A 15,085-nucleotide genomic window follows, 5' to 3' on the forward strand; every position below is an offset into this window, starting at 1 on the left:
CACGCACAGCTTATGCCCATCCGAGCTTTTCCTCGGCCAACCCCACGGCTGCAGCGGAAGCCACGCCCACGGCGGCACCCGCGAGTACATCGGTCGGGTAGTGCACACCGAGTACAAGACGGGATAGCAGCATCGGTGGAACGATCAGCGCCGCTAGTGGAAGCCCGGTGAGCCTACCTATGAGAATCGCTGCGGCGGTCGTAGACGTTGCGTGAGATGACGGAAAACTCAATTGGCTCGGTGTTCCGACATTGATCACGATATCTGGATGCGTAGGACGCGGACGCCGGGCGACACGTTTGATTGCGATCGACGCGGCATGCGCACCAACTGCCCCGACGGCGACGCCAAACCACTGCCGCCGCCTCGCTGGGTCAGCGACGGCACCCACCCCAGCGATACCCACCCATCCGAGTGCGTGCTCACCGAAATGTGACATCAGTCTAGTGGCGGGTATTACCCCGGGCTTACTCACAATCGCGCGCTGGATGGCTACGAGGAGCGCAGCCTCTCCCGCTGGTGGCGCGCCAAGGTCCGGGCGATGATCACTCGCGATCTGGGTCATAGTCCCTCTCATTGGTACTGGGCGAAAAACTGGCCCCAGCGTTCCCGGCTGGTCAGTTCTGGAGCCGCACGCCGGTACGCCGCCTGCACCTCAGGGAAGCGCCGTTCCAGTTCCCTGCGCAGCCGCATCGCTTCCTTGAGGAGTGACTTTGCGAGCTTTTTGTCTCGTTTGCGGTAGACGACTCCCCGCCCGTCAGCAGTCGTGACTGTCACGCCGTCAACCTGTGAGAGCAGGAACCACCGGGCATCCATTGTCGCGACATTCATCTGTGGGCGTTCAAGGTGCTGGTCGTTCACCGGACGCATGTTGTGGATGATCGCCTTGCCGAGCCGCTTCACCTTCGCGGGCATTCCAAGCGGCAGACTTACATCACCGACGTCCGCTCCTGAGGGAAGGGGTAGATCTGTGGCGGAGCCGGCGACTATCGCGTCCGGATACTCGCCGCGGATCTTTTGCACGTTTGCCAGCGATGTAGGCAGCACATCAAACAAACCATCTGGTCCCGCGAGGAAGTCCGCGATCGCGGCGTTCTGAAGTGCAACGGTCGAGTATTCGAGGCACAGCAAATGCTTGAAGAGCGGCTTCATCGTGCTCTTCACTAGTGCTCGAGCCCCACCGGGGTTGTGAAGTGCCGCGACGATCAGGCGGTTGCGCATGTGGTAGTACGCCTGCCAGTCAATAACGTCGTCCTTGTCTGACCAAGCCATGTGCCAGATCGCAGTACCCGGAAGCGTGACGGTCGGATACCCCGCTGCGGCCGCGCGCAGACCGTACTCCGCATCGTCCCATTTGATGAACAGCGGCAGCGGCTGACCGAGTTCCTCGGCGACGTTCCGGGGGATGAGGCACATCCACCACGCGTTGTACGTGACATCGATGCGTCGATGCAGCTCCGGGGACTCGTCGAGCGGCTTTGCCGCGAAATCATGGTCATACTCTGTGTGCGGCGCCGGTCCCCAGACAAACTCACCGAAGCGCACAACCTCACCCATTACGTGCAAATGGGCCCGGTTCTGCAAGTTCAGCATCTGGCCGCCGACGAGGACTGTGCCACGCGCGAAGCGGGAAAATGCGATGGCACGGAGAATGCAGTCCGGCTCGATCTCGATGTCGTCGTCCATGAAGAGAATGAACGGGCTATCGGTCGTCTTCAGCGCCTCGTACATCACGCGGGAGTAGCCACCGGAACCACCGATGTTTCCCTGGTTGTGGATTCGCAAGCGGTCACCGAGTACCTCCGCGGCCTCGTCGAACCCTGCCTGATCCTTCACCTTCCGCGTGCCCTGGTCCGGGATGATGACCGCATCGATAACGTCGAGGACAAGCGGGTCTGAACCCAGCGCAGTCAGTGCTTTCACACAGTCATCAGGACGGTTGAATGTCGGAATTCCGATTGCGACTCGCGCCTCGCCGGGGGCAGGCACTGATGCGTACCACCCGCCAGCCAGGACTTCGATGTCCGCTTCCGCGCTGAGGTCGAACCAGATCCAGCCGCCATCCTCGAACGGCGCCAGGTCGATCGCGGCTTCGATCACTCGCGTACCCGACTCGTCACCGTCTGTCTGGACGCTGGTGACGTGGATGCGGGTGCCGTCCGCTTTCGACCGATAGATATCGGCACGGCAATCGCCGTTGACTTCGAGACGCAGAACCACGCTCCCGAGAGTGCTCCAGCGCCGCCAGTAACTGGCGGGGAATGCATTGAAGTAGGTGCAGAACGAGACTTCTGACTCGTCCGCGATTTGCACCGATGTTCGCGACGTCGCGTGTGCACGCTTGGGGTTCGAATCTGCCTCGACTAGATACAGTCGCCGGACGTCAAGCGGCTCACCGGGGCGAGGCAAGAGTATCCGCTGAAGGAGAGACACTGCCTGGGAGGAACCGTCTCCGGCTGCCTTGTCGGTCTCCACTGCATGCGCCTTTCTGGTGATCTTCGTCGGCCGGACGGCCCTGCTCCGTTGACGATTACTCGCCGCCATCGTGCCTACTCAGAGGCGAACCGTCGGTGAAGTGTGGGGCGAGGACGTTGTCGAACATGGTGAGCGCACTCGCGATCGCCATGTGCATGTCAAGGTATTGATACGTCCCAAGCCGCCCGCCGAACAGCACATTGTTCGCTGCGGTCTCAGCTTTCGCCCGGTCGCGATAGGCCGCGAGCCGTGCACGGTCATCCGCGGTGTTAATCGGATAGTACGGTTCGTCACCCGACTCCGCGAACCGCGAGAATTCGCGCATGATTACGGTTTTGTCGTTGGGATAGTCCCGTTCCGGATGGAAATGCCGAAATTCATGGATGCGGGTGTACGGGACCTCCGGGTCGGGGTAATTCATTACCGGAGTTCCCTGAAAATCTCCCGTGTCGAGCACGTCGAGTTCGAAGTCGAGCGTGCGCCAGCCAAGCTCGCCTTCGCAGTAATCGAAGTAGCGATCAATGGGTCCGGTATAGACCACCGGTGCGGTCGGGGAGGTGTTCTTCAGTTCCTCACGCACGTCGAAGTAGTCGACACCCAGCCGCACTTCGATGCGCGGGTCCGTGGCCATGTTCTTCAGCCAGGCCGTGTAACCGTCGACGGGAAGGCCCTCGTACGTGTCGTTGAAGTACCGATTGTCGAACGTGTAGCGGACTGGCAACCGGGTGATTGTGCTCGCTGGGAGCTGCTTCGGATCGGTCTGCCACTGCTTCGCCGTGTAATGCTTGACGAACGCTTCGTACAACGGCCGGCCAATTAGCGAGATGGCTTTCTCTTCTAGATTCTGCGCCTCTTTGGTATCTATCTCGCTCGCCTGTTCAGCAATCAGCGCGCGGGCCTCGTCCGGTGCGTAGTAACGGCCGAAGAACTGGGCAACGAGCCCGAGCCCCATCGGGAATTGATACACCTGGCCGTCGTGGACCGTGAATACGCGATGCTGGTAACCCGTGAAGCTCGTGAACTGGTTGACGTAATCCCACACGCGCTGGTTCGAAGTGTGGAAGAGGTGGGCACCGTACTTATGTACCTCGATGCCGGTGTGGGCCTCTGGTTCCGAGTAGGCGTTGCCGCCGATGTGGGGGCGCCTGTCGAGAACGAGGACTCGCTTGCCGAGCTGCGTTGCAGCACGCTCCGCGATCGTCAGCCCGAAGAAGCCGGAACCCACCACGATCAGGTCGAACGCGCTCTGCCCGTCAGACTGCCCGTTAGATTCTGAACCCACTTTTACCCCTGTCGATATCCATATGCCCGGCTACCGGGCTTCAGGGTAACGGACCGCTACCGCAGTGACGGTGCGAAGGCGCGCGGCGGGTCCCGTGGTCGGCCCTCATACACATAACCCCGGTCATGTTACGACCGGGTACTCCAGATCTTAACCACATAGAGACGGTTCGGTGCGTTACCTGTGTTGCTGGGGTGCCTATGGTCTTTGCAGTGACTGAAGGGTCTGTTGTGCATTGACGGGACAGCCGTGAATGTGATGGGCCGAAATCGACGTCACGCAAGAGCGACCAGACCGCAGATCAAGGGAGTCACTGCGTTGCCGAAACACCACCCGAAACGATTGCTGTCGCTGAGTGTTGCCGCCGGTGTCGCTGCTGCTGGCTCGCTAGCGGGAATCGGATTCACAAGCAACAGTCCCGGCGTGATCAACGCTGCAGACGAAACCGACCACGAGCCTACGTCGATCGAAGAAGTGCCAATCAACCCAGGCACAACCTCCGCCATCACCGGCATCGGAGGTGCCCCCGGCCACATCTCTGACGACGGCGATGAACCCATCGTTCGCGAGATCAGCCAGGACACCCCCTTCAACATGTTCGGCCTGACCTGGGAGGGTGAAGGCGACCCAGAAGCCTGGGTTCGTGCGCAACTCGAAGACGAAACCTGGACCGATTGGTTCGAAGTCGAGCCAATCGACGCTTCCAGCTACGTCAACGAAATCGAGGAAGGCCGGACCGCGAGCGAGGTCGTCTTCGTTGGCGACACGACCCGCGTACAGATCAGCATCGGCGGGAAGGTCAACCCCGTGCTGAGCGGGGACACTGAACCAAGCGAACCGATCGCACCGGAAGACGCCGCGCCGAACGACGGGGGCGCTGCCGACGAGACCACCGAAGGTTCACCAGCGGAAGGGCCAGCCGACGAGGTGCCCGGCGAAGCACCCGGCGAAGAAGCGCCATCCGAGGCACCTACAGCCGAGGCACCTACGGATGAGGCGCCCGAAGAGGCACCTGGCGAACCAGGCGACATCTCTCGGCCTCTGATCGCGCAGCCACCCGCACCTGAGCGCTCCGGCACTGCTGAGAACCTCACCGCGATTCTCGTTCGTCCGAGCCGAGCTCCGATCGCTGACGCACCATCGGACGTCTCTGATCCCGTTGACATCGCGGGGGTACCGACGAAACCAACAGTGATCAGCCGCGCTCAGTGGGGCGCCAACGAGGGTATCCGCTGCAACCAGCCACGGGTCAACGGTGGCCTTGGAGCCGTGGTCGTGCACCACACGGCCGGCAACAACAATTACACCCAGGAGCAGTCGGCACAGATCGTCCGCGGCATCTACGCATATCACGCGCAAACACTTGGCTGGTGCGATGTCGGCTACCACGCCCTGGTTGACAAGTACGGCCGCATCTTCGAGGGCCGCTTCGGCGGAATGGAACGCGATCTGCAAGGCGCTCACACTGGCGGCTTCAACATCAACACCGCCGGGTATTCCATGATCGGGCACTACAGCAACGTGACGCCACCGCGCGCTCAGGTAGAGGCGATCGGCAAGCTCGCGGGCTGGCGGCTCGCACTCGAGGACCTCAGCGCCACCGGCAACTCGCTCCACTACTCCGAGGGAACCTCGTTTACGTGGATTCCGCAGGGCCAGAGCGTCCGCCTGCCGAACATCTTCGCGCATCGTGACGTCGGTTACACCGAGTGCCCAGGCAATCTCGGGTACCAGCAGATGGCGACCATTCGGAACATTGCTGCCGAATACCAGCAGTCAGCTTCGGGTGGCACTCCGCCACCAAGCAACGGCGGTGGGGGCGACAACCCTCCCACAACTCCGCCGACGACTCCTCCAACGACACCACCGTCAACTCCTCCCCCCGGTGAAGGTTCAGTGACGCCGCCGGTACGGGGGAACTCGGGATGGAGTTCCAGCGACCTGCTTAGCGCGATCGACAACCAGCTGCCGCGACTGCTGGCTCAGCTTCGCACCGACGCTAGCGATCAGGTCGGGGAAGAAATTGCCCGCCGCTGGTACACCCTTGGTGGCGCTGAGGGCCTCCTGGGCACGGTCGTTGAAGGCATCAGCGATGCCTCCGGCGACGTCAGGAATGCCAAGTTCGAGAACGGAACGATCTACTGGTCCGAAGAAACCGGTGCCCGTGCTGTTTGGGGCGCCATCGGTGAGAAATGGGCCGCATTAGGTGCAGAGCAGTCCGATCTCGGCCTGCCGATCACCGAGGAGTTCACTGTGCCTGAGGGAGTTCGGACGAACTTCCAGAACGGATACCTCGTCTTCGACGGTACAACCGGCACGGTCGACGCCCACCTCAGCGCGGAGGCAGCTCCCGCCGAGGGATGATCCGCTGAACACAAAGGTGGCCTGCGTTTCAACGCAGGCCACCTTTCGTGTTTTCGGTGTCATCCCCACCAGTGTTCGAGGACATGGGCAACGCCGTCGTCATTGTTGGTTTTCGTGATCTCGTCCGCTGCGATGACCGCGTCGCGGTGAGCGTTGCCCATCGCAACACCATGCTTAGCCCACGCCAGCATGGGTACATCATTTGGCATGTCACCGAAAGTGACGGTTTCGTCGGGAGTCCTGCCGAGGCGCTCTGCGGCCCATGAGAGTCCCGATGCTTTGGTGACACCAGGTGCCGAGAGCTCAATCAGCCCGTGATTCGTCGAAAAAGTGATGTGCGCGCGATCCCCTACGAGGGGCAGGAGCGCGGCTCGAAGATCAGCGCTCGCAGCACCAGCTTTGCGCACGAGTAGCTTGATCGCAGGTGCGGACAACACTTCAGTTGCAGACAACTCCACGTTGTCCGGGTTCAGCCACGCGTGCTCGTACCCAGGTGCGCTGACAAACTGCGGCGACGCTGCGTCATGGGCACTGCGCCCCACCCGTTCTGCCGCGAGACCGCAGCCCGGGATCGCTGTCAAGGCGCAATCTGCCAGCCATTCCAGCGTCTCAACTTGAAGTGTGTTCGCCGTCAGTATCTGGTCCGTCGAACTGTCGTACACCACCGCACCGTTCGCGCAGACCGCAAGCGGAGCATAGCCAAGTTGGTCGATGATCGGCTTCAGCCACCTCGGGGGACGTCCAGTGGCGAGCAAAAATTGGGCACCGTCGGCGACGGCCGCGGAAATGACTCTCCGTGTGCGGTCAGTGATGCGGTCTTGATCATCGATGAGGGTTCCGTCGACATCTGAACCGATGAGCCGTGGCGGCTCGGGTGGCCGGTGAGGTAGCGAAGTCACCCCACTATCCTGCCTCGCGGTCCAATCCCGCGTTTACTCAGGCGTCCCGGTTCCGCTTCCGGGCACGGCGCTCAGCGATTTCCTCGTTGTCCAAGAGGGTCGCCTCGCTGAGAGTCGGGGCGCCACCACCAAGGCGCTGCGGAACCCACCATGCACCTGCAGGATGGTCACCATACTGCTGCTGAGCTTGCTCGAGGAGCCGCTGCATACTCGATCTGACCGCCACAACGAGCTCATCGAGTGGTTGCGTCGGGAATATTGGCTCGCCTATGTGCAGCCGCAGCGGTGTCCGCGAACGGTGCAGATTCTTCGGTTTACCTTTGGTCGCTATCCGTTGGCTGCCCCACAGCACAACCGGGATGATCGGCGCGTCCGCGTCAATCGCCATACGGGCGACGCCACTCTTGAACTCCTTGAGTTCAAAGCTGCGGCTGATGGTTGCTTCTGGAAACACTCCTACGAGGGCACCTTCACGGAGTGCCGAGACGGCTGCCTGGTAGGACGCTGCGCCGGCTTCCCGATCCACTGGGATCGTACGTGTGAGAGTCGCCATCGTTCGCAACAAGGGGTTTCGCCACAACTCTTCCTTCGCCATATAGCGAACTGCCCGGCGAACGCGAAGCGGCCCGAACCCTGCGTACATTGGATCCATGTAACCGGTGTGGTTGATCGCGTACACAGCGCCACCCTGACGTGGCACGTTCTCGGCACCCACCACGGTGAGCTGGGCTCCCTGGTAGGCCCGAATGATGTACGCGAGCAGCACGAAAAATCCGTATGCCAGCACAGCGATTGAGCTGACGATTGTTTCTCGCGCCCTACGGATCATTGAGGTCCTGCTTGTTCTTTGGCCTTCCTGGCCGCGATGCGCGCCTCCGTGTCACGACGATCCAATTCGGTTGCCTCCTCCAGCGTTGGGGCACTGCCCCCGAGACGCCGCGGAACCCAGTACGCGCCCTCGGGGTGCGGGCCATACTCGTCCTGAACCGTCAGCAGCATTTCCTGCATGGCGCTCTTCAGCTTCGCTGTGAGTTCCGAGGCAGGCTCGAACGGGACGATGGGTGCGCCAACAGATACGGAGATGGGCGTGTTCGTCCTGCCCAGTTGCTTGGGGTGGCCCTTCGTCCATACACGCTGCGCACCCCAGACGACGATCGGGATGATCGGGACGTTCGCTTCGATCGCCATTCGCGCGGCGCCGGATTTGAACTCTTTCAGTTCGAAACTGCGGCTGATCGTCGCCTCGGGGTACACGCCGACGAGTTCGCCATCCCGCAAAGCCTGGACTGCCGCCTCGTAAGCACCCGAGCCGGCTACCCGATCGACCGGAATATGCTTGAGGGAACGCATGATTGGGCCAGTGATGCGATGGTCAAACACTTCCTGCTTGGCCATGTAGCGGATGTAACGCTTCGCGGGAACCATCGCCTTGCCCGCATACAAGAAATCTAGATAGCCCGTGTGGTTCACGGCTATCACCGCGCCACCCTTCCTGGGCATGTTCTCTTCTCCCTTGATGGAGAATTTGAGTCCCTGGGCGCGGAAAAGAACTTTGGCGATGGCAACGACAGGGGCGTAGACAGGTTCCACGCGCACTAGCCTAGCGGGTAATCCGGACATTGTCCTTCAGGGAAGAAGGTACTGGACGTGAGCTCACCGGCTTCGGGGAGAATGACGGGCTATGGCATCTAATGGGTCTTCAAAACGACGCGAGCGCCAGTATTCCTGGGTCGATCCAATGGCGGTGCGCGGAAAACACTTCGAACTAAGCGGTCTCGAGTTCCTCCGCGCGCTCGCCTCCGGCGAACTGGAGCACTCCCCTATCGCACATACCATTGGCTTCCGGGTGACCGAGGCGACGAAGGGCTCAGCCACAATCGAGCTCGAACCCGCTGAGTTTCTCTACAACGCAGTTGGTTCCGTGCACGGCGGTGCCGTCACAGCGATCGCTGATTCCGCGATGGGGTTCGCAGTGAGCACCACGCTCCCAGCATCCGCCGGTTATACGACGCTCGATCTCAACATCCGGTTTATCAGGCCGGTGACCGAGGAGACCGGCACGATCAGAGCGACCGGCTACGCCGAACACAGCGGCCGAACGACTGCGACCGCGCGTGCTGAGATCCGCGACAGCGACGATCGCCTGCTTGCGAGCGCTACTGCCCGCTGCATGATCCTCCGGCCGGAATCTTCCTAGTTTTTCGGCGTCAGCAGTTCAGTGCCCACGAACGGGACGAGCGCAGCTGGCACCCGGACGCTGCCGTCTGCCTGCTGATGATTTTCGAGCAGCGCGACGATCCAGCGGGTGGTCGCCAGCGTGCCATTGAGGGTTGCCGCTATCTGCGGTTTCCCGTTCTCGTCCCGATACCTGATGCCAAGGCGGCGGGCCTGGAATGTTGTGCAGTTCGATGTTGATGTCAATTCCCGATACGTCTGCTGGGTGGGGATCCAGGCTTCGCAATCGAATTTGCGCACAGCCGACGAGCCCAGGTCTCCGGATGCGACATCGATGACCCGATAGGGAACTTCAATCGCGGAAAGCATGTCCCTCTCCCAGCCGAGGAGGCGGTCGTGCTCGGTGGCGGCCTCGTCCGGCCGGCAGTACGAGAACATCTCGACCTTGTCGAACTGGTGGACACGAATGATTCCGCGCGTGTCCTTGCCGTAGCTGCCAGCCTCCCGCCGGAAGCAAGACGACCACCCGGCGTAACGCCGCGGCCCCTCACTGAGGTCAAGGATTTCACCCGAGTGATACCCAGCCAGCGGGACCTCAGACGTCCCGACGAGGTACAGGTCGTCATCGGCGAGATGATAAACCTCGGCAGCATGTGCGCCGAGGAAACCTGTACCAGACATGATTTCTGGACGCACCAGAACCGGCGGGATCATCGGGGTGAAGCCAGCGGCGACCGCCTTCTGGATAGCAAGCTGCAGCAAACCGAGCTGAAGCAGAGCACCATAGCCCGTAAGAAAATAGAAGCGGGCACCTGAAACCTTCGCACCGCGTTCCATGTCGAGCAGACCCAGCGATTCTCCGAGTTCGAGATGGTCCTTCGGGTTCTCGATCGGCCGCGGCTCCCCCACAGTCTCGAGTACCGCGAAGTCTGCTTCACCTCCGACGGGCACGTCAGGATGCACGATATTAGAGATCGCGCGGTGCGCCTGCTGCATACGCTCGTTGGCCGCGCTCTCATCAGCTTCCGCATCCTTAACCCGCTGGGCGAGTTTGGCGGCGCCTTCGAGCAATTCCGCGCGGTCCTCAGGCGACGCTTTGCCGATGCGCCTTCCGAGTGCCTTGTGTTCAGCCCGCAAGTTGTCCGCAGACGCTACAGCCGCTCGGCGTTCGGTGTCCGCCTGCAGCAGCGTATCTACCAGACCGGCGTCTTCACCGCGGGCGCGTTGTGAGGCGCGGACCGCTTCTGGATCTTCACGGAGGAACTTAAGGTCGATCACAGCTGAACACACTACTGCGCGAGGCTGGCAACTGTCGTATCGCGTTACTCGCCTGAGCCAGTTTTGTGCGTCGGCTCTAGCAGTTGTACATAGTCTTCGCGCCCGAACATCGTCGCCGCGGCGATAGCCGTTGGTACGCCCGCGTTGGGGTCCGCTCCCGCTCGCACAAGCGCGGCGACAATCTCGTCCTCCCCTTTGAATACTGCGCCCGCAAGTGGCGTTTGCCCGCGGTCATTTTGCTGATCCACATCGGCACCGCGCTCGATGAGCAGCGCGACGACCTCCGCATGCCCGTGGTACGCCGCGAGCATCAGCAACGTGTCCCCTTTTCCGTTGGACAGATTCACTGGCACTCCGGCGTCCAAGTATGCGGCCAGCGCTCGCGCGTCACCCCTGCGTGCCAGGTCGAAGAGGCGTCCCGCGAACTCGGCGAGTTCGGCATCATCCGTCCCGGCATCGCTCATTCTTCGACCGTACCGGGGGGAAATACGGGAGCCCACTCGTCCCCCCGGCGAAATGCGTGCATCATAGAGGCCGATGACGAACGAACACGATGAGCGTGACGAACCGAGCAGCGGTGACGATGCCGCCGCCGAGCAGCCACTAGATTCGGCTGCTGAGCCCGGCTCCGATGAGCCCGGAGAAGCTGCGAGAAGCGCACCGACAGACAGCTCCGCGACGGCTGCACCCAAACGGCCGCGCAAGGGACTGAGGATCGCGGCGCTCGTTGTCTTACTGATCCTGGTTGCAGGTGGAGTGACGAGTTATGTCCTCACCCAAGACTTCGGTGAGCAGGAGGACGAACCCTCACTGACAACTGTCGCGGCGCCCGAGACCGATGCGGTGGCGGGAGAAGCTTTCGCCTCTGCTGAGGCAGGCGACTGCTTGTTCTGGGAAGCGGGCGACGCTGGTGACCTTTCGCTCGTCGAGTGTTCGGAGGAACATCGCTTCGAAGTCGCATCCGTAATGGACCTCGCGCACTTCCCGGGTACGGAGTTTGGCCCAGAGGCAGAGTTCCCTTCTGAACTCCGCTTCGCAGAGCTTCGCGCTCAGGTGTGCGAACCGGCCGTGTCGGACTACCTCGGAGCTCGTTTTGACCCGCGCGGCAAGTTCAGCGTCAACCTGATCAATCCGGGCGAAGCGGGCTGGAACGCAGGAGAGCGAACGATCCGGTGCGGGCTACAGAATGTGGGTACTACTGGAGAGGTTTTCGCGGTCCGCGGCCACGCTGCTGACCAGGATCAGTCCGTGACCTGGGAGCCGGGTGAGTGCATCGGCATCAACCACGACATCCCAACGGACCCCGTTCCGTGCGAGGACCCACACGCGTTCGAGGTTGTCGGAATCGTCAACCTGGTGGACGAGTTCGGTGAGGGCTATCCCTCGACGGATGATCAGGACCGATTCCTGGATGAGCGGTGCCGCCAGCTGAGCGCAGAATTCCTGGGTGGCCCCGAACGCCTCGAGGAACTCCGCCTCACAGCATTCTGGGATACGCGCACGCTCTCGAGTTGGCTCGCGGGGAGTCGTTTGGTGAATTGCGCGGTCGGTGCACAAACCGAAGGTGCGGGGTTCGCGACGATCGCTGGTTCGGTGCGTGGAGAGTTCACGATCAACGGGCAACCGCCCGGTGATGCCCCGGCTCCTGATGCTCCCGAAGACCCGGAGAACTGAGGACTGAACCCGTCGATGCCCGTAGCTATGACCGACGAGCGTTTCGAAGAGCTCGTATCTGATGCGCTCGATCTCGTTCCGGAGCAGCTTGCGCGCGCGATAGACAACGTCGTCGTGCTCGTGGAGGAACGTAATGAGGAAGAACCGGACCTGCTCGGGCTTTACCATGGCGTTGCGCTTACCGAGCGTGACTCGTTCTACGCTGGCAACCTTCCTGACACAATCACGATTTACCGCGATGCGCTGCTGACGATGTGCGAGTCCGAGGATGACGTGGTCCACGAGGTCGCTGTGACTGTCATCCACGAAATCGCCCACCACTTCGGTATTGACGACGACCGCTTACACGAACTCGGCTGGGCCTGATCTCCAGCACACGAACGCCTTGTGCGGAATTTTGTGACTCCCAGAAATTTCGCAGACTTTCGCGGAACCAAGTCCGGCTTTGCTGCGTCGGTCTATAGCGGGCCGGTGAGATCGATGACATCGCATCTCCCTTGAGGGTCCATGTCCGCTGACAGTGGGAGGTTTTGCGGTGGGGGAACAGCTGTATGTCAATCCGGAAGCGCTTCAGGAGGCCGCACAGCGACTAGAGGCGATGGCGCATCGGCTGAGTGCAGATCTAGCCAGATGCGCACCCGCGCTTAGTCCTATGCCAGCGGGGCTGGACGAAGTCTCAGTCGCGGCAGCCCGCTGGAGCACCTCGGCTAGTTCGAGCCTCAACCATCGCACGCATGCTGCCGTCGCTGAGTTGCGGGCAGCCTCGGGTGCGCTGGCGGCGATCGCGGCGGGGTATTCGACGAATGACGAGACGTTCAGCGCAGCGCTGCACGCCCGTTCGTGACCACAGCTGTCAGGGAGTAATGACATGGGATTCACAGGCATTGTCTGGGCGTTGCGACGAGTCGTGCGGCTCGCGACCGACCTTCGCGGCGGAGCGCGATCAGGCCCGATGGCTACAGCAAGCGCGCAATGGTCTGACATGAACACCACACTTGCCGAGACGGCTGACCAGATCGCGGCAGTCACCCGCTCTCTCGGTGAGAACTGGCGCGGCGATGCTGCCGCGAGGGCGCTGCCCAAGCTCCGCGAAATGGAGGTGTGGCTACGCACAGCCAGCGTCACCGCCGGCTCGGTGAGCGCACAGGCCCGGCTCTGCGCAGCGGGATACGACGCTGCGAACGTGGCGATGCCCACCGAAGCGGAGATCATGGCTGTTCAGGCGATGAAAGCTGCCGGCGCTGCGGCTCCTGGCGTCGCTAGCGGGCTGACTGCCGCGGGCGAGGGCATGGAACGGGCACTCGATATCCGGGCTGCCGCGGCGATGCACGGGTACGAAGCGGCATGCTCCCCTGTCGGTGTTGCTGTCGACTTCCCGGCCCCGCCAGCTCTCACCAACCTTCAGAACTCGGAGCCGCAATCGAATTCGGACGGTGCGATTCCGGATGACGTTTCGCTCTCGACCACGCCTGCGTCTGCGTTCAGCAACGTCGGCAGTTCTGGTGGTACCCACATCAGCCCCGCGCAGATTTCGCCTGTCGCTGGAACACTCTCGGGGCCCTCCACTCCGCTCGCGGCCATCACTCATGGAGCCACCCGCGTGTCGCACGCTGCGCATGCCGCCGCGACAATCGCGGGCGTCTCGGCGACAGCGATGCGTTCAGTTTCCTCAGTCCTCGGAACTATTGCCGGACCTGCCTCCGGAAGCTCTACGTCGTCCGCCGGTGCGGTGCAGTCCACAGCACCACGCTCGAGCGTTACCACGCCCCTTGCGACAGTCAGCGCAAACCTTGCGGCGGGCGCCACGCCTACTAGCGATCGGCCCCTAATATCGCGGGGAGTCACCGGTAGTGAACTTCCAGGGCATGCACGCGACACACATCAGCGAAGCTCCCCGGCGATCCGCACGCCTGATGGCGCTGGGGAGGCTGGCCGGGGTGTTTTGCATCGGACTACACCGGTTTCAGGCGCGCGAGACGCGGTGACGCCCGCGGCAATGCCATATGCACCATTCGCCGGACGCGCAGTCACGTCGGGCGAAGAGGACGAGGTCCGCCCCGTCAGGCGGGGCACCGTTCCCAGGGAATCCTTCGATACGGGGCCAGCCGGGCAACTCGTCTGTCCTCCGATCATCGGCGCGAACGCTGCGGGGCGGTGAACGCCATGCTTGCGCCGCAACTGGCGAATGAGCTCGAGTCCGTAACTGTCACGGTTTCCGAGCTGGCCGCGCTGCAGTCCTTCGCAGGAGTTGAGGAATTGCCGGTGGCTCTGCAGGTCCCGCTCGTGAGCCCCGGCGAATATCTTATCGACGGCCTGTCGAGACGCGGCCTGGTCACCGACGGGTATGTTCACCCTGATCTCGGCGAATGGCTGCGCACGCTCGTGCTTGCCGAACATCAGGTTGCGATACGACGTATCGCGGTAGCCCAGCCCGAGCGAATGGTGATCTCCTGGGGAGGTCGCCGTGGCTCACCGGTGGGTGCCGTCCGCATCGGAGACATCATCAGAATTGCGGCGATCACCGGCGCACCAGCCGCACCCCTGCGGCGGTTCCTCGGCTCTGTTCCCGCTATGCGTGTTCGCGATGTGCGGGCACCGCGCGAGGATCTTCTGGAAGCGCTCGGGATGGCGGGAGAGCCAGCAGGCGCGGAGTCCGCGTTCAGGCGCCTCGGCGTTCCCGCTCAGGACGCCCGCCGCATAGTGGATGCATTTTCACGATTGACGGGGATGTCAGAGATCGTCGCCGGCGCGCCTCGTGCAGGCAGCATGATGACGTCAGGAGTCTTCGACAGTCCATCAGGGCGACTGCTGACGATTCCTGCTTGCCCTGGTGAGCCACCGTGGCTAACGCTATGCGGTGGCAGCGAGGCTCGCATCTCGGCACTTCTGCAGGGGCTATGCCGGGCTGTGCCGGCAGGCACCTGAACAGCACCCCCAC

15 protein-coding genes are annotated in these 15,085 nt (G+C 62.3%); 7 read left to right on the top strand and 8 right to left on the bottom strand.

All coding sequences use genetic code 11. From position 1 onward, the window contains the following. Window positions 1-10: 10 nt before the first annotated feature. From FHU29_RS11945 to glf, 3 genes are read right to left on the bottom strand one after another with little or no spacing between them, the layout of a single operon-like run. Window positions 11-565, bottom strand: coding sequence for a phosphatase PAP2 family protein (locus tag FHU29_RS11945; RefSeq protein ID WP_064439875.1), 555 nt, complete (start codon window positions 563-565; stop codon window positions 11-13). 8 nt (window positions 566-573) lie between these two features. Then, a complete protein-coding gene (locus FHU29_RS11950) occupies window positions 574-2,475 on the bottom strand; it encodes a glycosyltransferase (RefSeq protein WP_064439876.1) in 1,902 nt (633 codons plus the stop codon). Window positions 2,476-2,530: 55 nt separating this feature from the next. Then, complete coding sequence (gene glf, locus FHU29_RS11955) at window positions 2,531-3,757, bottom strand: UDP-galactopyranose mutase (RefSeq protein ID WP_064439877.1); 1,227 nt, start codon at window positions 3,755-3,757, stop codon at window positions 2,531-2,533. A gap of 318 nt (window positions 3,758-4,075) precedes the next feature. On the opposite strand from glf, the gene FHU29_RS11960 reads away from it, so the two are divergent. Next, window positions 4,076-6,121 (top strand): N-acetylmuramoyl-L-alanine amidase, encoded by a 2,046-nt coding sequence (locus FHU29_RS11960; protein WP_064439878.1) that lies wholly within the window; start codon window positions 4,076-4,078, stop codon window positions 6,119-6,121. 59 nt (window positions 6,122-6,180) lie between these two features. Here the strand turns inward: FHU29_RS11960 and FHU29_RS11965 are convergent, their stop codons facing one another. The 3 genes from FHU29_RS11965 to FHU29_RS11975 are packed head-to-tail and all read right to left on the bottom strand — an operon-like array spanning window position 6,181 to window position 8,610. Further along, on the bottom strand, window positions 6,181-7,020 hold the full coding sequence (locus tag FHU29_RS11965) for a Cof-type HAD-IIB family hydrolase (protein WP_064439879.1): 840 nt from the start codon (window positions 7,018-7,020) through the stop codon (window positions 6,181-6,183). A 37-nt stretch (window positions 7,021-7,057) separates the two neighbouring features. Then, window positions 7,058-7,849 (bottom strand): lysophospholipid acyltransferase family protein, encoded by a 792-nt coding sequence (locus FHU29_RS11970; protein ID WP_064439880.1) that lies wholly within the window; start codon window positions 7,847-7,849, stop codon window positions 7,058-7,060. Then, complete coding sequence (locus tag FHU29_RS11975; protein ID WP_064439881.1) at window positions 7,846-8,610, bottom strand: lysophospholipid acyltransferase family protein; 765 nt, start codon at window positions 8,608-8,610, stop codon at window positions 7,846-7,848. The genes FHU29_RS11970 and FHU29_RS11975 overlap by 4 nt, the downstream gene beginning before the upstream one ends. A 91-nt stretch (window positions 8,611-8,701) precedes the next feature. On the opposite strand from FHU29_RS11975, the gene FHU29_RS11980 reads away from it, so the two are divergent. Then, window positions 8,702-9,217, top strand: a complete 516-nt coding sequence (locus FHU29_RS11980) for a PaaI family thioesterase (protein ID WP_064439882.1) — start codon at window positions 8,702-8,704, stop codon at window positions 9,215-9,217. Here FHU29_RS11980 and serS read toward each other — a convergent pair. After that, complete coding sequence (serS, locus tag FHU29_RS11985) at window positions 9,214-10,473, bottom strand: serine--tRNA ligase (protein WP_064439883.1); 1,260 nt, start codon at window positions 10,471-10,473, stop codon at window positions 9,214-9,216. The two genes, FHU29_RS11980 and serS, sit on opposite strands and share 4 nt — an antisense overlap. Before the next feature lie 44 nt (window positions 10,474-10,517). Further along, a complete protein-coding gene (locus FHU29_RS11990; protein WP_064439884.1) occupies window positions 10,518-10,937 on the bottom strand; it encodes an ankyrin repeat domain-containing protein in 420 nt (139 codons plus the stop codon). A gap of 73 nt (window positions 10,938-11,010) precedes the next feature. On the opposite strand from FHU29_RS11990, the gene FHU29_RS11995 reads away from it, so the two are divergent. The 5 genes from FHU29_RS11995 (at window position 11,011) to FHU29_RS12015 (ending at window position 15,072) form a co-directional block, all read left to right on the top strand. Further along, window positions 11,011-12,147 (top strand): septum formation family protein, encoded by a 1,137-nt coding sequence (locus FHU29_RS11995; protein WP_083962250.1) that lies wholly within the window; start codon window positions 11,011-11,013, stop codon window positions 12,145-12,147. A 15-nt stretch (window positions 12,148-12,162) separates the two neighbouring features. Then, entirely contained in the window at window positions 12,163-12,513 is a 351-nt protein-coding gene (locus FHU29_RS12000) for a metallopeptidase family protein (RefSeq protein WP_074390831.1), read from the top strand. A gap of 169 nt (window positions 12,514-12,682) precedes the next feature. Further along, window positions 12,683-12,991, top strand: coding sequence for a PE family protein (locus tag FHU29_RS12005; protein WP_183377549.1), 309 nt, complete (start codon window positions 12,683-12,685; stop codon window positions 12,989-12,991). A 24-nt stretch (window positions 12,992-13,015) separates the two neighbouring features. After that, window positions 13,016-14,305: a PPE domain-containing protein gene (locus tag FHU29_RS12010; protein WP_064439886.1), complete on the top strand. Its 1,290-nt coding sequence runs from the start codon at window positions 13,016-13,018 to the stop codon at window positions 14,303-14,305. Between the two features lie 5 nt (window positions 14,306-14,310). Further along, complete coding sequence (locus tag FHU29_RS12015; protein WP_064439887.1) at window positions 14,311-15,072, top strand: ESX secretion-associated protein EspG; 762 nt, start codon at window positions 14,311-14,313, stop codon at window positions 15,070-15,072. Window positions 15,073-15,085 lie beyond the last annotated feature (13 nt).

The organism is Hoyosella altamirensis (assembly GCF_014191505.1).
GTDB classification, from domain to species: Bacteria; Actinomycetota; Actinomycetes; order Mycobacteriales; family Mycobacteriaceae; genus Hoyosella; species Hoyosella altamirensis.